17 protein-coding genes are annotated in these 20,612 nt (G+C 70.4%); 2 read left to right on the top strand and 15 right to left on the bottom strand.

All coding sequences use genetic code 11. The features are described from left to right. Window positions 1-53: 53 nt before the first annotated feature. From ispG to P1K89_RS13665, 8 genes are all read right to left on the bottom strand, one after another. Complete coding sequence (gene ispG, locus P1K89_RS13700) at window positions 54-1,367, bottom strand: flavodoxin-dependent (E)-4-hydroxy-3-methylbut-2-enyl-diphosphate synthase (RefSeq protein WP_284617000.1); 1,314 nt, start codon at window positions 1,365-1,367, stop codon at window positions 54-56. Beyond that, complete coding sequence (locus tag P1K89_RS13695) at window positions 1,364-2,248, bottom strand: helix-turn-helix domain-containing protein (RefSeq protein WP_284616999.1); 885 nt, start codon at window positions 2,246-2,248, stop codon at window positions 1,364-1,366. The genes ispG and P1K89_RS13695 overlap by 4 nt, the downstream gene beginning before the upstream one ends. Window positions 2,249-2,252: 4 nt before the next feature. Next, window positions 2,253-3,071, bottom strand: coding sequence for a type IV pilus biogenesis/stability protein PilW (gene pilW / locus P1K89_RS13690; RefSeq protein WP_284616998.1), 819 nt, complete (start codon window positions 3,069-3,071; stop codon window positions 2,253-2,255). Then, a complete protein-coding gene (gene rlmN / locus P1K89_RS13685) occupies window positions 3,068-4,234 on the bottom strand; it encodes a dual-specificity RNA methyltransferase RlmN (RefSeq protein WP_284616997.1) in 1,167 nt (388 codons plus the stop codon). Before rlmN ends, pilW begins: the two co-directional genes overlap by 4 nt. Window positions 4,235-4,266: 32 nt before the next feature. Beyond that, window positions 4,267-4,692: a nucleoside-diphosphate kinase gene (ndk, locus tag P1K89_RS13680; protein ID WP_284616996.1), complete on the bottom strand. Its 426-nt coding sequence runs from the start codon at window positions 4,690-4,692 to the stop codon at window positions 4,267-4,269. An 81-nt stretch (window positions 4,693-4,773) separates the two neighbouring features. Beyond that, window positions 4,774-6,888, bottom strand: coding sequence for a pseudouridine synthase (locus tag P1K89_RS13675; protein WP_350081249.1), 2,115 nt, complete (start codon window positions 6,886-6,888; stop codon window positions 4,774-4,776). Beyond that, window positions 6,885-7,715, bottom strand: coding sequence for an SMC-Scp complex subunit ScpB (scpB, locus tag P1K89_RS13670; RefSeq protein ID WP_284616995.1), 831 nt, complete (start codon window positions 7,713-7,715; stop codon window positions 6,885-6,887). The genes P1K89_RS13675 and scpB overlap by 4 nt, the downstream gene beginning before the upstream one ends. 269 nt (window positions 7,716-7,984) lie before the next feature. Then, window positions 7,985-8,968, bottom strand: a complete 984-nt coding sequence (locus P1K89_RS13665) for an RluA family pseudouridine synthase (protein WP_284616994.1) — start codon at window positions 8,966-8,968, stop codon at window positions 7,985-7,987. A gap of 68 nt (window positions 8,969-9,036) precedes the next feature. On the opposite strand from P1K89_RS13665, the gene P1K89_RS13660 reads away from it, so the two are divergent. Next, window positions 9,037-9,849, top strand: a complete 813-nt coding sequence (locus tag P1K89_RS13660) for an outer membrane protein assembly factor BamD (protein WP_284616993.1) — start codon at window positions 9,037-9,039, stop codon at window positions 9,847-9,849. A gap of 28 nt (window positions 9,850-9,877) precedes the next feature. Here the strand turns inward: P1K89_RS13660 and yoaA are convergent, their stop codons facing one another. Both yoaA and P1K89_RS13650 read right to left on the bottom strand, forming a co-directional pair. Beyond that, entirely contained in the window at window positions 9,878-11,884 is a 2,007-nt protein-coding gene (gene yoaA, locus P1K89_RS13655; protein ID WP_501040105.1) for a DNA repair helicase YoaA, read from the bottom strand. After that, entirely contained in the window at window positions 11,881-12,102 is a 222-nt protein-coding gene (locus P1K89_RS13650; protein WP_284616992.1) for a YdcH family protein, read from the bottom strand. Before P1K89_RS13650 ends, yoaA begins: the two co-directional genes overlap by 4 nt. Before the next feature lie 27 nt (window positions 12,103-12,129). On the opposite strand from P1K89_RS13650, the gene P1K89_RS13645 reads away from it, so the two are divergent. After that, entirely contained in the window at window positions 12,130-12,903 is a 774-nt protein-coding gene (locus tag P1K89_RS13645; protein WP_284616991.1) for a PP2C family protein-serine/threonine phosphatase, read from the top strand. Window positions 12,904-12,973: 70 nt separating this feature from the next. Here the strand turns inward: P1K89_RS13645 and P1K89_RS13640 are convergent, their stop codons facing one another. The 5 genes from P1K89_RS13640 to P1K89_RS13620 form a co-directional block, all read right to left on the bottom strand. Continuing rightward, on the bottom strand, window positions 12,974-13,663 hold the full coding sequence (locus P1K89_RS13640) for a hypothetical protein (RefSeq protein ID WP_284616990.1): 690 nt from the start codon (window positions 13,661-13,663) through the stop codon (window positions 12,974-12,976). Further along, window positions 13,641-14,738: a cell division protein ZapE gene (gene zapE, locus P1K89_RS13635; RefSeq protein ID WP_284616989.1), complete on the bottom strand. Its 1,098-nt coding sequence runs from the start codon at window positions 14,736-14,738 to the stop codon at window positions 13,641-13,643. The genes P1K89_RS13640 and zapE overlap by 23 nt, the downstream gene beginning before the upstream one ends. A gap of 19 nt (window positions 14,739-14,757) precedes the next feature. Then, window positions 14,758-16,185, bottom strand: coding sequence for a dihydrolipoyl dehydrogenase (lpdA, locus tag P1K89_RS13630; RefSeq protein WP_284616988.1), 1,428 nt, complete (start codon window positions 16,183-16,185; stop codon window positions 14,758-14,760). Between the two features lie 10 nt (window positions 16,186-16,195). Beyond that, the gene (gene odhB / locus P1K89_RS13625) at window positions 16,196-17,464 is read right to left on the bottom strand and encodes a 2-oxoglutarate dehydrogenase complex dihydrolipoyllysine-residue succinyltransferase (RefSeq protein WP_284616987.1); all 1,269 of its coding nucleotides are present in this window, start codon (window positions 17,462-17,464) and stop codon (window positions 16,196-16,198) included. 78 nt (window positions 17,465-17,542) lie between these two features. Next, a complete protein-coding gene (locus P1K89_RS13620) occupies window positions 17,543-20,401 on the bottom strand; it encodes a 2-oxoglutarate dehydrogenase E1 component (RefSeq protein ID WP_284616986.1) in 2,859 nt (952 codons plus the stop codon). Window positions 20,402-20,612 lie beyond the last annotated feature (211 nt).

The following is a 20,612-nucleotide window of genomic DNA, read 5'->3' as shown; positions in this document are numbered from 1 at the left end:
GCGGTCTGCGCGCCTTCACGGCGCGCGGGGCTAACGGAAGAAGCGAGCGGCCATCAATGCGCCGCGGTCACCGAGCCGAAGCGGCGCTCGATGTAGTCCTCGACGATGCGGTGGAACTCCTGCGCGATGCCCTCGCCGCGCAGGGTCATCGCCTTCGCGCCGTCGATGAACACCGGCGCGGCCGGCGCTTCGCCGGTGCCGGGCAGGCTGATGCCGATGTCGGCATGTTTGCTCTCGCCGGGGCCGTTGACGATGCAGCCCATCACCGCGACCTTCAGGTTCTCGACGCCGGGATAGCGCGATTTCCACACCGGCATCATCGCGCGCAGGTGGTCGTCGATCTGCTTGGCGAGCTCCTGGAAGGTGGTGCTCGTCGTGCGGCCGCAACCCGGGCAGGCGGTGACGCTGGGGTTGAAGTGGCGCAGGCCCAGCGCCTGCAGGATCTCCAGCGCGACGACCACTTCCTGCGTGCGGGCCTCGCCCGGCTGCGGCGTCAGCGAGACGCGGATCGTGTCGCCGATGCCCTGCTGCAGCAGCTGCCCGAGCGCCACCGACGAGGCCACCGTGCCCTTGGTGCCCATGCCGGCTTCGGTCAGGCCCAGGTGCAGCGCGTAGTCGCAGCGCCGGCTGAGCGCCTGGTAGACGGTGACCAGGTCCTGCACGCCGCTGACCTTGCAGCTGATGATGATCTGGTTCGGGTCGAGGCCGAGCTCGGCCGCCCAGTCGGCCGACTGCAGCGCCGACTGCACCAGCGCCTGGTACATCACCTGCTTCGCGTCCCAGGGCGTCGCGCGGCGCGCATTGGCATCCATCAGCGACGCCAGCAGCTCCTGGTCGAGCGAGCCCCAGTTGACGCCGATGCGCACCGCCTTGTCGTGGCGGATCGCGGCTTCGATCATCTGCGCGAACTGCCGGTCGCGCTTGGCGCCCTTGCCGACGTTGCCGGGGTTGATGCGGTACTTCGACAGCGCGGCGGCGCAGTCGGGGTACTCGGTCAGCAGCGTATGGCCGTTGTAGTGGAAGTCGCCGATCAGCGGCACGTCGATGCCCATGCGGTCGAGCTGCTCGCGGATCGCCGGCACGGCCTTGGCCGCCTCGGGCGTATTGACGGTGATGCGCACCAGCTCCGAGCCGGCGATCGCCAGTTCCTTGACCTGGATCGCGGTCTCGATGACGTCGACCGTGTCGGTGTTGGTCATCGACTGCACGCGAACCGGCGCGTCGCCGCCGATGGTCACCAGGCGATCGCCCCAGCGCACGCGCGCCTGGCGCGTGCGACGCGGCGGGATGGCCGCCGGCAGGATCGGCTGTTCGTCGTCGCGCAGCTCGTCGCTCGTCACATCGGCGGAAGGTTCGGGGGGATTCATGGCAGCTCGACGTTGACGACGTTGTCCCGCGTGCGCGAAGCGAGGTCGATCGCCTGTCCGCGGTCCAGCAGCTCGGTGCCGCGCACATTGCCGATGCGCACGCGGTAGGGGCGCGGACCGACGAGGTCGAAGGTCTCGCCGGCCTGCAGGGTGCGCGCGATCACGGTCTGGCCGCGGCCATCGACCGCCTGGACCCAGGTGGCCTGCACTGCGCGCACCTGGGCGGCGCCCGCGGGTGCAGGCGCGACCGGCGCCGGAGCCGGCACGCTGGCCGCTGCCATCACCGGCGCTGCCGCGCCGCTGGCCGCGGCCGGTGCGTCGGGGGACGGCGCGGCGCCCGAGGCTTCGACCGCCGGCGCGGTGGCGACCGGCACGGCGATGACCGTGGGCGCCGCAGCGGGCGGCGTCTCGGTCACCGTCGACGGCGTGGCGGCGGTGTCGGTGCCGCTGCGCCAGTTCGACCACCACGCGTTCGGCGCCAGCATGAACGCCGCGGCGGCCACGAGCAGCAGCAACGCGACCCACAACGCCGGCTGGCGCGGCACCAGCCACTCGTTCGGCGTCAGCCGTGCCGGCCGCTCCCGGAACGGGGTGTTCAGGCCGTTGTCGACGCGATCGAGCGCCGCGGGCCCGCTCGAGGGCAGCTGCGCCAGCACCGGCGCGGCATCGATCTTCAGCACGCGGCAAACGCTCTGCGCCAGCGCACGGGTGAAGGTGGCATCCGGCAGCTCGTCGTAGCGGCCGGCTTCCAGGGCCTCCAGCTTCGAGGGCGCGACCTTGATCGACGCGGCCAGCGCGGCGATGTGCAGGCCCTGGCGCTGGCGCGCCGCGCGCAGCACCGCGCCGGCGCCGCTGGCCGGGGCCTCCGTCCGGTCGGTCATCGGCTCACTCATCGAAGCGGCCCCGGTCGAACAGCAACAGCTCGGCTGCCTGCGGGAAGCGGGCGCGGATGCGCTCGCCGAAGTCGCGCGCCCCGACCGCATTGCCCAGCTTGTGCTCGATGCGCGCGGCCAGCCACAGGGTCTGCGGATTGGCGTTGTCGGGCACCGCGTTGACACGCGCGATGTAGAAGCGCGCACGCGTCAGCTCGCCGCGGCGCACCAGCACGTCGCTCAGGTTCAGGGCGGTGACCGGGTTCGACGGGTCGAGCTCGTAGGCCCGCATCAGCGACGCCTCGGCCTCCGGCCATTGCCCCGCACGGGCCTGGCAGACGCCGCGCGCCGTCAGCGTCCGGGCGGCGCCACGCTGGATCGCCAGCACCTGGTCGAACTGCGCCATCGCGTCCGGGTAGCGCTGGCGCATGCACAGGAACCAGCCGTAGTTGTGCATCGCGTCGACATCGCGGGCATTGATCTGCAGCGCGCGGCGGAAACTCTCCTCGGCCTGGCCCTCGTCCCCCTGGGCCGCCAGGATCAACGCGCGCAGGTTGTACGCCGGGCCGAAAGACGGGTTCGCGGCCAGAGACCGGCGAACCTCCTCGAGCGCGGTGTCGTACTGGCCCTGGCCGAAATAGGCCTCGGCCAGCTGCAGCCGAACCTGGGCGCGGCGCTCGAGCTCCTGCGGATCGTTGGACGGCACGCGCCGCTCCGGTGGCGGCGGACTCGGGGCCGGCGCAGGGGACGACGACGCGCAGGCGCCGAGCAGGCTTGCACCGGCGACCAGGCCGGCCAGCCAGGCGGCGGCACGCAACGAACCTCGGATCATGTCGGCGAACTCCGTTTGTTCGAAGCGATCGGCGCGTCGGACGGCGCGATGCGGATCACCGGCCGCGTCATCCGCTCACCGGCGCGCGTGCGGTCCTGCACCTCGCCGGCAAGCTGCCCGCAGGCGGCGTCGATGTCGTCGCCGCGCGTCTTGCGCACGGTGGTCACCACGCCGGCGTCCTGCAACACCTTGGCGAAGGCCGTCACCCGGTCGCGCGGCGAACGCTTCAGCCCGGAGGCCGGGAACGGGTTGAACGGGATCAGGTTGAACTTGCAGGGCACCGGATGCGCGGCCCGCGGCCCGGCCACCAGCGCCAGCAGCTCGCGCGCATGCTCGGGCGTGTCATTGACGCCGTCGAGCATGCAGTACTCGAAGGTGATGAAGTCCCGCGGCGCGGCGTCGAGGTAACGATTGCACGCCGCCAGCAGTTCGGTGAGCGGGTACTTCTTGTTCAGCGGCACGAGCTGGTCGCGCAGCGGGTCGTTCGGCGCGTGCAGCGACACGGCCAGCGCGACGGGGCAGTCCTCGCGCAGGCGGTCGATCATCGGCACGACGCCGGAGGTCGACACCGTCACGCGGCGACGCGACAGGCCGTAGCCATGGTCGTCGAGCATCGTGCGCAGCGCGGGCACCAGCGCGGCGTAGTTCTGCAGCGGCTCGCCCATGCCCATCATCACGACGTTGTCGATCGCCCGCACATTGGGCGCGAGCTTCAGGCGCTGCCGCAGGTGGTGCTCGGCGTGCCACAGCTGTGCGACGATCTCGCCGGTGGCGAGGTTGCGGCTGAAGCCCTGGTGCCCGGTGGAGCAGAAGCGGCAGCCCACCGCGCAGCCGGCCTGCGACGAGATGCACAGCGTGCCGCGGTCTTCCTCGGGGATGAAGACGGTCTCGACCGCGTCACCGTTGCCGACGTCGAACAGCCACTTGATCGTGCCGTCGGCCGAGGCCTGCTCGCTGAGGATGGGCAGCGGCCGGATGACCGCGGCGCCGGCGAGCTTGTCGCGCAGCGACCTGGCGAGGTCCGACATCTGCGAGAAGTCGGCCGCGCCCTTCTGGTGGATCCAGCGAAAGAGCTGGACGGCGCGGAAGCGCTTCTCGCCCAGCCCTTCGCAGTACGCGGCGAGTCCTTCGAGATCGAAATCGAGCAGATTGACCGGATTCACGTTCCGCTTGACCGCCGCGGGAGCGCTGAAGTTCAGCGGCTGTAGACGTTCATGCCCGGGAAGAAGAACGCCACTTCGACAGCGGCGGTCTCCGGCGCGTCCGAGCCGTGCACGGCATTGGCGTCGATGCTCTCGGCGAAGTCGGCGCGGATGGTGCCCTTCTCGGCCTTCTTCGGGTCGGTGGCGCCCATCAGCTCGCGGTTCTTGGCGATCGCGTTCTCGCCTTCGAGCGCCTGGATCATCACCGGGCCGGAGATCATGAAGTCGACCAGGTCCTTGAAGAACGGACGCGCCTTGTGCACCGCGTAGAAGGCTTCGGCTTCGCCGCGCGACAGGTGCGCCATCTTGGCCGCGACGATCTTCAGGCCGGCGCCTTCGAAGCGGGCGTAGATCTGGCCGATCACGTTCTTCGCCACGGCGTCGGGCTTGATGATCGAGAGCGTGCGTTCGATGGCCATAAAGTTCTCCTGAATCAAAGACTTAAAAGTTAACCCGCTATTCTAGCCAGGGACGATGACCATCCCATGCACCACGGTCGGTCAGCGTCCGCCGCGGCGCTTGCCGCCGCGCCCGCCGCCCTGCTGCTGGAACTTGCGCACGAAGGCATCGGCGCCGATGTAGCCGACCGAGGTCTTCATCGGATCGGGCTGGCCGCCACCGTCGCCACCCTGCTTGTTGCGGCCACCGCCACCACCGCCGCCGAAGCCACGCTGCTTCTGCACGAAGCGCTTGTCGTAGGTCTGCTCGAGCGGGTTCGGGATCGGGCCGTCCTCGGAGTACTCGCGGCGCGGCTGGCGCGCCTCCTTGATCGCACGCTTGTCGAAGGTCTGCTGCAGCGGGTTCGGGATCGGGCCGCCCTCGCCCGGTTCACGGCGCTCGAAGCGGTCGCCCCGGTCAACACCGCGGTCCACGCGGTCGCCGCGATCGTTGCGGTCATTGCGGTCGTTGCGATCCCCGCCGCGACCGCGCCGGTTGCGGCGCGCCTTGCCGCCACCATCGTTCTGGCGCGGCCCTTGCGAAGCCTGCGGCTGGCCACCGTCGCGGACACCGGACAGGCGGCGCAGTTCGCGCACCTCGGCTTCGTTCAGGTCCACCCACACGCCCCGCTTCAGGCCGCGCGGCAGCACGACGCAGCCGTAGCGGATGCGGATCAGCCGGCTCACGGTGAGGTCGACGCTGTCGAAGAGCTTGCGCACCTCGCGGTTGCGGCCTTCGCTGATGACCACGCGGTACCAGTGGTTCGCGCCTTCGCCGCCGCCGTCGGCGATCGACTTGAACGCGGCACGCTGGCCGTCGATCTCGACGCCTTCGAGCAGGCTCTCGCGGCTGTCTTCGTCCAGCGTGCCCAGCACGCGCACCGCGTACTCGCGCTCGACGCCGAAGCGCGGATGCATCAGCTGGTTCGCGAGCTCGCCGGAGTTGGTGAACAGCAGCAGGCCCTCGGTGTTGATGTCGAGGCGGCCGACCGACTGCCACTTGCCTTGCGGCAGCCTCGGCAGGCGGCGGAACACGGTGGGACGGCGCTCCGGGTCATCGTGCGTGACGACCTCGCCGACCGGCTTGTGGTACGCGATCACACGCGGCAGCGGCGGCACGATGCGCACCTTGACCGGCTTGCCGGCCACCTTGATCTGGTCGCCGAACGAGATGCGCTGGCCGACATGCGCCGGCTGGCCGTTGACCGTGACGCGGCCCTCGACGATCAGTTGCTCCATGTCGCGGCGCGAGCCGACTCCGGCCTGCGCCAGCACCTTGTGCAGCTTCGGTGCGTCCGGCTCGGCAGCCAGCACGCGGCGCTCGGGAATGGCCTCGATATCCTCGGACGGCAGCGCGTCGTAGGCACCAGACAGCACGTCGGCGAAGGTTTCGCCGGCATCGACCGGCGGCAGCGGCGCGGCGGGCGCAGCGGCCGGCTCGTCGTCTTCGTCGTCCTCGTCATCGGCCTCGTCGACACCGCCCGCGGCGACCACGGGTTCGGCCGCGGGCGCGCCCTCGGCGGCTGCGCGATCGGCGCCCCCACGCCGACCGCGACGGCGCCTGTTGCGGCGGCGCTGGCCATCACCGGCCTCGCCTTCCTCGGCGCCTTCGGCGCTCTCGGCGCCCTCGGCGTTTTCGCGGCCATCACCGGCTTCGCCACCTGCAGCACCACCTTCCGCGCCACCAGTAGGCCCTGCACCGCCCGAACCTTCGGCGCTTTCGGCATCGGCAGCGGCCGTGCGCTTCTGTCCCACCGGCTCGCCCGCGGCGATCACCGACGCAGGGGCCGGCGCCATCGGCGCGGCCGGCGCGATCGGCGCGACCGGCATCGGCTCCGCCACCCCGGGCGCCACGGCGCCGACATACGGGGCCTCGGTCGGCCCCGCCGCTTCGGCCGGAACCTCCGCTTCGGCTGCCGCGACGGCCTTGCGGCGCGTGCGCTTGGGCTTGACCGGCGCGGCCTCAGCGGCCTCGGCGGCTTCCACCGGCGGCAGGTCGGCCGCCGGCACCGCGACGGCGGCCTCGGTCGGGGCGTCCGGCGCCGTGGACTCGACTGCGGCGGACTCGGCTGCGGCAGCCTTGCTCGTCGTGCGACGGCGGCGCGGCTTGGGCGCCGTCTCGGCGGCGGCTGCGCCGGTGTCCTCGGGCTGAAGCGGATCGGTGTCTTGCGGGTTCATGCGTGCGAGGCGGGGGAAGAGTCGTCGGGGGTGGGAACGGACGTCGGATCGGGGAGCGTGGCGGCTGCGTCGAGCGGCGCGGCGTCGGCCGCAGCGGGCGCGTCCGTGGGCGCGGCATCGGCGGCCGGCACCGGTTCGAGGGGCGCGGCGTCGGCCGCTGCGGCCGGGTCGGGCGCAGGCGCTTCGGCCGCGGGGACTGCGTCGGGTGCCGCGGCCTCGGCCGCAGGCGTCGCATCGAGCGGCAGCGCGCCCTGGCCGTCGGCGGGCAGCAGCAGCGCTTGTCCGTCGGCGGCCGCATCCAGCGCGGCCGCGGTCGGCGGCCCTTCGATGGCCGGCAACTGGTCGAGGCTGGCAAGGCCCAGGTCATCGAGGAACTGCCGCGTCGTCGCGTAAAGCGCCGGACGGCCCGGCGCTTCGCGATAACCGATGGCCTCGATCCAGCCGCGATCCTCCAGCTGCTTGACGATCTGGCTGGAGACGGTGACACCGCGGATGTCCTCGATGTCGCCACGCGTCACCGGCTGGCGGTACGCGATGATCGCCAGCGTCTCCATCGTCGCGCGCGAGTAGCGCGGCGGTTTCTCGGGGTGCAGCCGGTCGAGGAAGACGCGCATCTCGGGCCGGCTCTGGAAACGCCAGCCGGTGGACAGCGCGACGAGCTCGACGCCGCGGTCTTCCCAGTCGCGCACCAGCTCATCGAGCAGCGTGCGAATGGTGTCGGCGCCGACCTGCTCGTCGAACAGGCTGCGCATCTCGCGCAGCGGCATCGGCTGCTGCGCGCAGATCAGCGCGGTCTCGAGGACACGCTTGGCCTCGTGGGTATTCATGAACCTCTGTTCATCGGTGCCTGCGCTCACGCGCGGCGGTCATCAACGCCAAGTTGCGGATCGACTGGTGCAGGCCAAGACTGCGAAGCGCTGCACGACGGCAATATCTGGGACGCTGAAGGGATGGCAGCTTCGCTGCGGGTCCCGGGGCCCTCGACGCCAATCCTGGCGTGTTCCTGGGTGGCCTGGCTCGAAGGACCGGAACTTCCGGTTCCGATCGGGGAGCGCATCAGCTCGTCGGCGGCATTGTAGCCTCAGGCGCCGCGCGCTCACGCATCGACGATGCGATGCCACGCATCGGCGAGGTCCGCGGGCAACGGCGCCGTGAAGGCCAGCACGCCGCCGCCGCAGGGATGGTCGAACGACAGCTCGGTCGCATGCAGCGCCTGCCGCTGCAGGCCAAGCGCGACCCGCCCGCCGTAGGTGACATCGGCCACCAGCGGCAGGCCGCGATGCGCGAGGTGCACGCGGATCTGGTGCGTGCGCCCGGTGTGCAGCCGGCAGCGCAAGGCACTGAAGCCGTCGCGCACGGCGATGCGTTCCACATCGGTGCGCGCCGGCTTGCCACCCGCGACTACTGCCATGCGCACCCGCGACACCGGGTCGCGGCCAATCGGCGCCTCGATGGTCAGCTGCGCCCAGGGCGCCTCTCCGTGCGCGAGCGCCAGGTACAGCCGCCGGACGTCGCGCGCCGCGATGCTGCGCACCAGGCCGGTCATTGCCGGCAGCGTCTTGGCCACGACCATCAGCCCGCTGGTGTCCTTGTCGAGGCGGTGCACGATGCCGGCCCGCGGCAGCAGCGCGGCGCCGGGGTGGTGAGCCAGCAGGCCGTTCAGCAGCGTGCCCGACCAGTTGCCCGCCGCCGGATGCACGACCAGTCCGGCCGGCTTGTTCACCACCATCAGGTGCTCGTCCTCGTGCACGATCGCCAGCGCCATCGCCTCGGGCCGGAAGGCCAGGCTCTGCGCGGTCGGCACCAGTTCGACGCGCAACCGCTGCCCCGCGCGCAACTTGCGGGCGGCCACCGACTGCACGGCGCCGTCGAGCTGCACATGGCCGCCGGCGATCAGCTGCTGCAGGTAGCTGCGCGAGAACTCCGGCGCCAGCGCGACCAGGCCCTTGTCGAGCCGCTGGCCGTGCAGCGCCGGGTCGACGACGCCATCGCGCCACTCGCCGGCGGCCTCGTCGGCCGCGGCATCGTCGGGCTCGTCGGCCTCGGGCTGCGCCGGGTCGGGCGCTTCGGTATCGGACATTAGAATCCCGTGCTTTGCTTCCTGCCAGAAAGGCGGCGCCCCTTCACGGCGCGCCGCGCCTGCCGACGATGAGCATCTTCCAGCTTGTGCGCCTGAAGGCGCTGCTCGCCCCGCTGCTGGTGGCCGCGATGGCCCTGATGGCGGGCTGCGGCTCCGATCCGAAGGGGAACGACCGCGAGAACGTCGAGAAATTGTATGCAGACGCGCGCGACGACCTGAACACCGGCAGCTACGAGCGCGCCATCAAGACGCTCGAGCGCATCGAAGGCCGCGCCGCCGGCACCCTGCTGGCGCAGCAGGCCATGCTCGACATGGCCTATGCGCAGTGGAAGACCGCCGAACGGGTGCAGGCCATCGCGACGCTGGACCGCTTCATCAAGCTGCATCCGTCGAGCCCGGCGCTGGACTACGCGCTGTACCTGAAGGGCGTGGTCAACTTCATCGACAACATGGGCATCCTGGGTTCGCTGGCGCGGCAGAACCTGTCCGAGCGCGACCAGCAGGCCTCGCGCGACGCCTACCAGGCCTTCCAGCAGCTGGTCGAGCAGTTCCCGGCGTCGAAGTACAGCGCCGATGCGCGCCTGCGCATGGACTACATCGTCAATGCGCTGGCCGAGCACGAGGTGCATGTCGCGCGCTACTACTACCGCCGCGGCGCCTACCTGGCCGCCGCCAACCGCGCGCAGCAGACGCTGCGCGACTACCAGCAGGCCCCGGCCGTCGAGGAAGCGCTGTACATCATGGCTGCCAGCTACGAGAAGCTGGGCCTGACCGCGCTGCGCGACGACGCCGACCGCGTGCTGAAGAAGAACTTCCCGAGCAGCAGGTTCATCGAAGGCGGCGTGCGGACGCCCGAGCGCCGCTGGTGGCAGTTCTGGTGATCGGCGCCCGACGCGCCCTGCATCACCGCTAAGCCACGTGTGACGCGGCCAGCTGATCGAGCCAGGCCAGCGCGTCGTCCTCGGTATCCAGCGTGCCCATCGGTGGCAGCGCCGCGCGCAGCTTGCGTCCGTAGCCCATCTGCCGAAGCCGCGGGTCGGTGATCACCAGCAGCCCGCGATCGGTCTCGCTGCGGATCAGCCGGCCGGCGCCCTGCTTCAGCGAGATCGCCGCTTCCGACAGGAAGTACTCGTCGAACGGCGAGCGGCCCTGGCGCTCGAGATCGCGCGTGCGCGCCTGCACCAGCGGATCGGTCGGCGGCGGGAACGGCAGCTTGTCGATGATCACGCATTGCAGCGCGTCGCCGGGCACGTCGATGCCTTCCCAGAAGCTCTGCGAGCCGACCAACACGCTGCGCGGCGTGTCGAGGAAGCGCTGCAGCAGCGTGCGCTTGGGATGGCTGCCCTGCACCAGCACCTGCAGACCGTCGCCGGCGGCGGCGCTGGCGGCTTGCAGCGCCTCGGCGATCAGCGGCAGCACGCGCAAGGTCGTCGTCAGCACGAAACTGCGGCCGCCCAGGCGCCCCGCGAGCCGCGCCGCCAGCGCACCGACCGCCGCCGGATGGCCGGCTTCGTTGGGCTTCGGGAAACGCGGCGGCACCCAGGTTCGCGCATGCGCGGCGTAGTCGAAGGGGCTGCCGACGCGCAGCTTGCGCGCGTCCTCCAGCGCCGCCGCCTCGCAGAACCACCCGAGCTCGTCGTCGGTGCCCAGCGTCGCGGACGTGAAGATCCACGCGCGCGGCGCCGCGCTGCGCTGCTCGGTGAACAGGTCGCGGATGTGCAGCGGCGATTCGACGAGGCGGGCATCACGCGGGCCGAGGTCGATCCAGCGCACGCGGTCCGACGCCGCCTCGCCGACGAAGCGCTCGGCCAGCCGCTGCATCGCCTGTGCGCGCTCGAGCAGTCGCGTGAAGTCGGGTCCGACGGCTTCGACCTCGGCCAGCGCCGCGGCCGCCGCACCGGCGGCTTCCGCCAGCGCCTGCAGCGCGAGGGCGAAGCCCGGCGCCCGCGCGCGCTCGTCCCAGCGCAGCTTGACGATGCCGCGCAGCTCGCGCAACGGCCCGGCGCAGGCCAGCCGGAGGTCGCGGATCGCCCGGTCGAGCGCACCGGCCAGGTCCTGCCACGGTGCCAGCCCGCGCGCCTGCGCCAGGCCGGCGGCGACGATGTCACGCGTCAGGTCCAGCGCCTGGCCGGTCGCCAGCGTCGTGCCGAGGAACTGCAGCCCGGTCTCGACGAGCTGGTGCGCCTCGTCGAAGACCACCGCGTCGACGGTCGGCAGCAGTTCGGCGACCCCGCTGTCGCGCAGCGAGACATCGGCAAAGAACAGGTGGTGGTTGACGACCACCAGGTCGGCGGCCATCGCCTCGCGGCGCGCCTTGACGACATGGCAGCGCTGGTACGACGGGCAGTCGGTGCCGAGGCAGTTGTCGCGCGTCGAGGTGACCAGCGGAATCACCGGCGAGCGGTCGTCGAGGCCGTCGATCTCGGCAAGATCGCCACTGGCCGTGCCGGCGGCCCAGGTCTCGATGCGGGCGAGCGCGCGCACCGCGAAGCGGTCGGGCAGGGTTGCGGTCGTGCGCGCCTGCTCCAGGCGGTGCAGGCACAGGTAGCTCGAGCGGCCCTTCAGCAGCGCGATGCGAACCGGCACCCGCAGCGCATCGCGCAGGCGCGGCAGGTCGCGCAGGAAAAGCTGGTCCTGCAGGCTCTTGGTGGCAGTGCTCACCAGCGCCCGGCGCTGCGACAGCAGCAGCGGCACCAGGTAGGCGAAGGTCTTGCCGACCCCGGTGCCGGCTTCGGCGACCAGCGCCGCCCGGTCGTCGATCGCCTCCGCCATCGCGGTGGCCAGGTGCTGCTGCATCGAGCGTTCGACGAAGCCCGCATCGGACTGCGCCAGCGCGCCGCCGGGCCCGAGGGCTTCCAGCGTGGCGTCGACGAGGGGCGAACGATCGGTCGGGGGGGCCGCAGTCGGTTCGCTCACGCGGGCTCCGGCGGATCGACCTCGTTCTCCAGCCGCGCGATCAGGTCGCGCAGCGCGAGCCGCCGCTTCTTCAGGCGCCGCAGCGCGAGCTCGTCGACGGGGCTCTGCTCCGCCGCCCGATCGATCAGGCTGTCGAGATCGGCATGCTCCATGCGCAGCTCGATCAGCCGCCGCTGCGGCGAATGCAGGTTGTCCTCGTCGGTCGCATCCGGTGCCATGGTCGCGCGAGTTTATAGTCCCGCGTCATGAGCGCCGCCGCCACTGCCACTGCCCACCGCCTGACCGCCGCCACCGCCCTGCACCGCGGCGACCGCGCCTACCAGCAGGACCAGGTCGAGATCCTGGCGCACGGCAAGGTGCCCGGCTGCGTGCTGGCGGTGCTGGCCGACGGCATGGGCGGCAAGAGCGGCGGCCGCAAGGCTTCCGACCAGGTGGTGATGACCGCGCGCCAGATCTTCGAGCGCTACCTGCCGGCCAAGGACGACCCCGCCGAGACGCTGAAACAGCTGGTGATGGAATCGCACCTGATGATCAAGCTGACGGCAATCACCGCCGAGGAAGAGCCGCACAGCACGATCGCGGCCTTCCTGCTTGGGCCGACGCTGGACTGCACCATCGCCCATGCCGGCGATTCGCGCGTGTACCACTTCCGCGGCACCGAGATGGTCAGCCGCACCACGGACCATTCGTACGTGCAACGGCTGATCGACGAAGGCAAGCTCAGCGAGGAACAGGCCAATGCGCATCCGCAGGCCAACCTGCTGACCGGCTGCCTCGGCACGCAGGCCGACCCGCCGCTGACGGTGACGCATGTCGAGCGCGTGCAGCACGGCGATTCGCTGCTGGCCTGCAGCGACGGCCTGTGGCACTACTTCACGCCGCGCGAGCTCGGCGCCATCGTGCACGGCCTGCCGCCGCGCGAGGCCAGCGAGATGCTGGTGACGAAAGCGCGCCAGCGGGCGCGCGGCGGCGGCGACAACCTGTCGCTGGCGCTGGTGCGCATCGATCCGATCGCCTGAGCTGACGCCTGAAGTCAGCGGCTGCTCGCCGGTGCTTCGGTGCTAGCGGTTGCTCGCGGGTGCTTCGGTGTCAGCGGCTGCTCGCCGCCGGGGGCACCGGCAGCGCGGCCGCCGGCGCCTTGCGTGCATCGCGTTCGCTGTTGCGCCGCTCGACCGCCTCGCGGTGCGCCTGCGCTTCCTGCTCGCGCTGGGTGCGCTCGTTGCGGCGCTGCGCGGCTTCCTCGGCGCTCACCGCCGGCTTGGGTGGCGCGGCCGCCGACGCGGGCTGGCGTGCGGCGATGCTCGCCCGCGGGGGCCGGGCGGCGGCCGAGGCCGCCGGCGCCACGCCGCGTTCGTCGGCCTGGCGCGACTTCTCGCGGATGCCGGCCAGCCGCTCCGCGGCGCGCCGGCGGCGCTCGGCCTCGTCGATCACCGCCTGCTGGCTGGCCAGCTGCTCGAGGGCGCGGCGGCGATCGCGCCGTGCCTCCTCGACGCAGGGCGTGACCGCGAAGCGGTCCTCGCAGAGCTTGCGCGCAGCGTCGAAGCGCGCCTCGGCCGCACGCCGGTCAGCGGCGATGCGTGCCCGCTGCGCGGCGTGGTTGCCCGCCGCAGGCGTCGAGGCTGCAGACACCGAGGCCGCAGCCGCAGGTGCCGAAGTCGCAGCGGCAGGTGCCGTTGCCGCCTGCGCATGCACGCCCGTCGCCACGCCGCCGCCGAACGCCACGACCACGCCGAGCAGCCCCGCGCGCAGCGCCTGTTCAAGCGATGCGCGTATCGACATCGCGTCGCTCCAGCGCCAGGTACTCGGCCGACTGCATCTCCTGCAACCGGGACACCGTGCGCGGAAATTCATGCGCCAACGGCCCCTCGAGGTAGAGCCGGTCCGCCGGCACCGCGGCGGAAACGATCAGCTTGACACGGCGGTCGTACAGCACGTCGACCAGCAGCGTGAAGCGCCGCGCCTCGCTGGCCAGCCGCGGCGGCATCTGCGGCACCTTCGACAGGATCACCGTGTGGAACTGCTGCGCGATCTCGAGGTAGTCGTTCTGCGAGCGCGGACCGCCGCACAGCGTCGCGAAGTCGAACCACACGACGCCGCCGGCGCGGCGCAGCGCGCGCAGCTCGCGGTGCTCGATGTGCAGCAGCGGGTCCTCGTCGCGGGCCTCGGCGAGCTCGTCGAAGGCCTTCTTCAGCGCGGCATCGGCCTTGTCGTCGAGCGGCCAGTGGTAGAGCTCGACATGCTCCAGCGTGCGGCGACGGTAGTCGACGCCGTGGTCGACGCCGATCACTTCCAGCTTCTCCTTCAGCAACGCGATCGCCGGCAGGATGCGGTCGCGGTGCAGGCCGTGCGGATAGAGGGCGTCGGGATGGAAGTTGGAGGTCGTGACGATCGAGACGCGGTTGGCGAACATGGCATCGAGCAGCCGGTGCAGGATCATCGCATCGGTGACGTCCGAGACGTGGAACTCGTCGAAACAGATGAGACGGAAACGCCGCGCGATGCGCCTGCCGAGCTCGTCGAGCGGGTTCTGCTGGCCCTTGAGCTCCTGAAGCTCGCGGTGCACCTCGCGCATGAACTCGTGGAAGTGCAGCCGCGTCTTGCGCGTCAACGGCACGGACTGGAAGAAGCAGTCCATCAGGAAGCTTTTGCCCCGCCCGACGCCGCCGTGCATGTAGACGCCGCGCGGAATCGGCGGGCGCATCAGGATCTTGGTCAGCGCATTGCCGCGCCGCGCCTTGTAGTCCGCCCACTCGTTCTCGCAGCGCTCGAGCGCATCGATCGCCTTCAGCTGCGCCGGGTCCGCGGTGTAGCCGCGTTCGGCGAGCGTCGCCTGGAAGAGTTGGCGGACCCCCACGACGTCAGGTCGATCGCGATCAGAAGTTCAGCGTGCGCTTGTCGACCGCCAGCGCGGCTTCCTTCGTCGCTTCGCTCAAGCTCGGGTGCGCATGGCAGATGCGCGCGATGTCCTCGGCCGAGGCCTTGAACTCCATCGCGACGACGGCTTCCGAGATCAGCTCCGACGCGAACGGCCCGACGATGTGCACGCCGAGGATCTCGTCGGTCTTCGCATCGGCGATGAACTTGACGAAGCCGGTCGTATCGCCCAGCGCCCGCGCGCGGCCGTTGGCCATGAACGGGAAGCTGCCGGTCTTGTAGGCCCGGCCCTCGGCCTTCAGCTGCGCCTCGGTCTGGCCGACCCAGGCGATCTCCGGCGAGGTGTAGATCACCCACGGCACGGTGTTGAAGTTGACGTGGCCATGCTGGCCGGCGATGCGCTCGGCCACCGCGACGCCCTCTTCCTCGGCCTTGTGCGCGAGCATCGGGCCGCGCACCACGTCGCCCACCGCCCAGACGTTCGGCAGGTTGGTGCGGCAGTCGCCGTCGACGACGATCGCGCCACGCTCGTCGAGCTTCAGGCCCACCGCATCCGGGTTGAGGCCGATCGTGTTCGGCACGCGGCCGATCGAGACGATCAGGCGCTCGACCGCCAACGACGCGGCCTCGCCTTTGGCGTTGGTGTAGGCCACCTTGACACCGTCCTTGGCCTGCTCGACGCCGGTGATCTTGACGCCGAACTCGAACTTCAGGCCCTGCTTGACGAAGGCCTTCTGCGCCTCCTTGGCGACCTGTTCGTCGGCGGCACCGAGGAAGCCCGGCAGCGCCTCGAGGATCGTCACCTGCGCGCCGAGGCGGCGCCACACCGACCCCATCTCGAGGCCGATCACGCCGGAGCCGACGACGCCCAGCGTCTTCGGCACCGACGGGATGCGCAGCGCGCCGTCGTTCGACAGGATGCGGTCCTCGTCGAAGGCCGCGCCGGGCAGTGCACGCGCATTCGAGCCGGTGGCGACGATGACGTGCTTGCCGACGAGCGTCTCGTTCGCCGCGCCGGCAACGGCCACTTCATAGCCGCCGTCGGCAGCCTTCACGAACGAGCCGCGGCCGTGGAAGAAGCTGACCTTGTTCTTCTTGAACAGGTACAGGATGCCGTCGTTGTTCTGCTTGACGACCGAGTCCTTGCGGGCGGTCATCTTCGCGATGTCGATCGACAGGTTCGACAGGCCGATGCCGTGGTCGGCGAAGTGCTTGCCGGCATGCTCGAAGTGCTCGGACGACTGCAGCAGCGCCTTCGACGGGATGCAGCCGACGTTGGTGCAGGTGCCGCCGGGCGCGGGACCGCCCTTGTCGTTCTTCCACTCGTCGATGCAGGCGACCTTGAAGCCGAGCTGCGCGGCGCGGATCGCCGCGATGTAGCCGCCGGGGCCGCCGCCGATGACGACGACGTCGAATGATTGGCTCACGGATGGGTCCTCAGATGTCGAACAGCAGGCGGGCCGGATCTTCCAGCGCGTCCTTCATGGCCACCAGGCCCAGCACCGCCTCGCGGCCGTCGATGATGCGGTGGTCGTAGCTCATCGCCAGGTAGTTGATCGGGCGGATCACGATCTGGCCGTTCTCGACGACGGCCCGGTCCTTGGTGGCGTGCACGCCGAGGATCGCCGACTGCGGCGGGTTGATGATCGGCGTCGAGAGCATCGAGCCGAAGGTGCCGCCGTTGCTGATCGAGAAGGTGCCGCCGGTCAGCTCCTCGATGCCGAGCTTGCCGTCCTTGGCCTTCTGGCCGTACTCGGCGATCTTCTTCTCGATCTCGGCGAAGGTCATCTGGTCGGCGTTGCGCAGGATCGGCACCACCAGGCCGCGCGGCGAACCGACGGCGATGCCGATGTCGAAGTAGCCGTGGTAGACGATGTCGTTGCCGTCGACCGAGGCGTTGAGCACCGGGTACTTCTTCAGCGCGGCCACCGCGGCCTTCACGAAGAAGCTCATGAAGCCCAGCTTGACGCCATGCTCCTTCTCGAACTTCTCCTGGAACTTCTTGCGCATCTCCATCAGCGGGGCCATGTTGACCTCGTTGAAGGTGGTCAGGATGGCGTTCGACGACTGCGACTGCAGCAGGCGCTCGGCGACGCGGGCGCGCAGGCGCGACATCGGCACGCGCTGCTCGGGACGGTCGCCGAGGTTCGGCGCGACCGGCGCGGCGACGGCCGGCAGCGGCTTCGCGGCGGCCACCGGCGCGGGCGCGGCCACGGGCTTCGCGGCGGCGGCACCTCCGGCAACTCCGGCAATGGCGCCGAGCACGTCGCCCTTCGTGACGCGGCCGTCCTTGCCGGTGCCCGGCACCGAGCCGGCGGCGAGGTTGTTGTCGGCCATCAGCTTGGCGGCCGCCGGCATCGCGACGTCGGCCTTGCTGCCACCGGCGACCGTCGCCGTGGCGGCGGGCGCGGCCGCCGCGGCAGCGGGTGCCGGCGCGGCGGCTGCGGGCTGGGCGCCCGCCGCGGCTTCGGTATCGATCTTCGCGATCAGCTGGTCGCTGACCACCGTGCCGCCACCGGCGACCACGTGTTCGGCCAGCACGCCGGCGGCGGGCGCCGGCACCTCGAGCACGACCTTGTCGGTCTCGATCTCGATGAGGATCTCGTCCATCGCCACGGCTTCGCCGGGCTGCTTCTTCCATTGCAGCAGGGTGGCTTCGGCCACCGATTCGGACAGCTGCGGAACCTTGACTTCGATGATTGCCATGTCGGGTCTCTGCGTTGTTCGTTGCGCGCGCGAGCACGTCGCGGCGCCTGCAGGCGCCCGCGACGTCCAGGCGTCAGATCACTTGGTGAGGACGAAGCCCTTCAGCTTGCCGAAGGCCTGGTCGAGCAGCGCCTTCTGCTGCTCCTGGTGCAGGTGCGCGTACCCCACGGCCGGCGAGGCCGACGCGGGACGGCCGGCATAACCGAGCTTCTGGCCGTCGGTCATGTTCTCGTGGATGTAGTGCTGCACGAAGAACCAGGCACCCTGGTTCTGCGGCTCGTCCTGGCACCAGACGACCTCGGTGCAGTTCGGGAAGCGCTTCATCTCGGCTGCGAAGGCCTTGTGCGGGAACGGGTAGAGCTGCTCGACGCGCACGATGGCGACGTCCCAGGCCTTCTTCTCGTCGCGCTTCTTGATCAGGTCGTAGGCGACCTTGCCCGAGCAGGCGATCACGCGCTTGACCTTCTCCGGCTCGATCTCGGTGCGCGTCGGGCCGATCACGGTCTTGAACTCGCCCTTGGTGAACTCGGACAGCGGCGAGGTCGCGTCCTTCGCGCGCAGCAGCGACTTCGGCGTCAGGATCACCAGCGGCTTGCGGAACATGCGCACCATCTGCCGGCGCAGCACATGGAAGATCTGGCTCGCCGAGGTCGGCTGCACGATCTGCATGTTGTTGTCCGCGGCCAGCTGCATGAAGCGCTCGAGGCGCGCCGACGAGTGCTCGGGACCCTGGCCTTCGTAGCCGTGCGGCAGCATCAGCGTGATGCCGTTGGCGCGGCCCCACTTCACTTCGCCCGAGGCGATGAACTGGTCGATGACGACCTGCGCGCCGTTGACGAAATCGCCGAACTGCGCTTCCCAGATCGTCAGCGTGTTCGGCTCGGCCGACGAGTAGCCGTACTCGAAGCCCAGCACCGCCTCTTCCGACAGGATCGAGTCGATGACGACGAACGGCGCCTGGTTGTCGGCGACGTTCTCCAGCGGCGTGTAGATGCCGGTGTCCCACTTCTCGCGGTTCTGGTCGTGCAGCACCGCGTGGCGGTGCGTGAACGTGCCGCGGCCGCAGTCTTCGCCCGACAGGCGCACGCCGTAGCCGGAGGCCACCAGCGACGCGAAGGCCAGGTGCTCGCCCATGCCCCAGTCGACGTTGAGCTCGCCGCGGCCCATGGCCGCGCGATCGGCCAGCACCTTCTCGACCAGCGGATGCACCTTGAAGTTGGCCGGCACCGTGGTGATGCGCTCGGCCAGGCGCTTGATCTCGACCATCGGCAGCGCGGTGTCGGCCGCGTCGGTCCACTTCTTGCCGAGGAAGGGTGCCCAGTCGACAGCGTACTTGCTCTTGAAGTTGGTGAGCACCGGATCGACGGTGTGCTTGCCGGCGTCGAAGGCGGCGCGCAGGTCCTTGACCATCTGGTCGGGGCCTTCGGGCGGCAGCACGCCCTGCGCCACCAGCTTGTCGCCGTAGAGGCGGCGCGTGCCGGGGTGCTTGCCGATCACCTTGTACATCAGCGGCTGCGTCAGGCTCGGCGTGTCCTGCTCGTTGTGGCCGAGCTTGCGGAAGCAGATGATGTCGACGACGACGTCCTTGTTGAACTCCTGACGGTAGTCCAGCGCCAGCTGCGTGCACAGCACGACCGCCTCGGGATCGTCGCCGTTCACGTGCAGCACCGGCGCCTCGATCATCTTGACGACGTCCGAGCAGTACAGCGTCGAGCGCGAATCGCGCGGGTCGCTGGTGGTGAAGCCGATCTGGTTGTTGATGACCAGGTGCAGCGTGCCCCCGGTGTAGTAGCCGCGCGTCTGCGCCAGCGCCAGCGTCTCCATCACGACGCCCTGGCCGGCGAAGGCGGCGTCGCCGTGCACCAGCACCGGCAGCACCTGGTCGCCTTCCTTGTCGCCGCGGCGGTCCATGCGCGCCTTCACCGAACCTTCGACGACCGGGTTGACGATCTCGAGATGCGAGGGGTTGAAGGCCAGGCTGATGTGCACCGGGCCGCCGGCGGTCGAGATGTCGCTCGAGAAGCCCTGGTGGTACTTGACGTCGCCAGCCGGCAGGTGCTCGGGCGCGGTGTGCTCGAACTCGGCGAACAGGTCCTTCGGCATCTTGCCGAGGGTGTTGACCAGCACGTTCAGGCGGCCGCGGTGGGCCATGCCGATGACGATCTCCTGCACGCCCTTGGCGCCGCCGCGCTGCACGACCTCGTCCATCGCCGCGATGAAGCTCTCGCCGCCTTCGAGCGAGAAGCGCTTCTGGCCGACGTACTTGGTGTGCAGGAAGCGCTCGAGGCCCTCGGCGGCGGTCAGCCGGTCGAGGATCTGCTTCTTCTTCTCGGCGCTGAAGCTGGGCTTGCTGCGGATCGACTCCAGGCGCTCCTGCCACCAGCGCTTCTCGGTCGGATCGGTCACGTGCATGAACTCGGGACCGATGGTGCCGCAGTACGTTTCACGCAAGGCCTGCACGATCTCGCGCAGGGTCATGTTCTCGGCCTTCGTGAAGTAGGTGTTCGCCGCACTGAAAGTGATGTCCATGTCACTTTCGGTGAGGTCGTAGAACGCCGGCTCCAGCTCGGGGATCTTCGGGCGCTCGGTGCGCTTGAGCGGATCGAGGTCGGCCCAGCGCGAGCCGAGGAAGCGGTAGGCGGCGATCAGCGACTGGACGTGGACCTGCTTGCGCGCGACGGCGAGGTCGGCGGAGCTGGTCTTCAGCGCGAAGGCATTGGCCTTGGCCCGCTGCGCGAACGATTCGACGACGGGGGCGTGCGCGACGTCGCGGCTGTCCGAGCCGTCGGTGGCCGGCACGTTCTGCAGGTTGTCGAAGTACGTGCGCCAGTTGTCGGGCACGCTGCCGGGGTTGTCGAGGTAGGCCTCGTAGAGTTCCTCGACATAGGGGGCGTTGCCGCCGAACAGATACGAGTTGCCCCGGTACTGCTGCATCATCGTTCGCTCACCTTTACCCCGGTTTCCGAGGCTCATGATGGGTTGGAAAACCTTCCGCGTTCCCGGCTCGACCGGTTGGCGGATTGCGACCCGCCTTGACTGGCTGATACCAGCAAGGGGACGGGAAGGACCTGAAAGTCTCGGGCGCGACTGTACCACCGTAGTAACCCGAGGCGGCATGCGTAGTCCCACGCACCCACGGCTGCGATGG

Origin of the sequence: Aquabacterium humicola (assembly GCF_030167915.1) — a bacterium.
Taxonomy (GTDB): domain Bacteria; phylum Pseudomonadota; class Gammaproteobacteria; order Burkholderiales; family Burkholderiaceae_C; genus Pseudaquabacterium; species Pseudaquabacterium humicola.
Note: the sequence above shows the minus strand (reverse complement) of the source record. Positions and strands in the feature narration are given on the sequence as shown.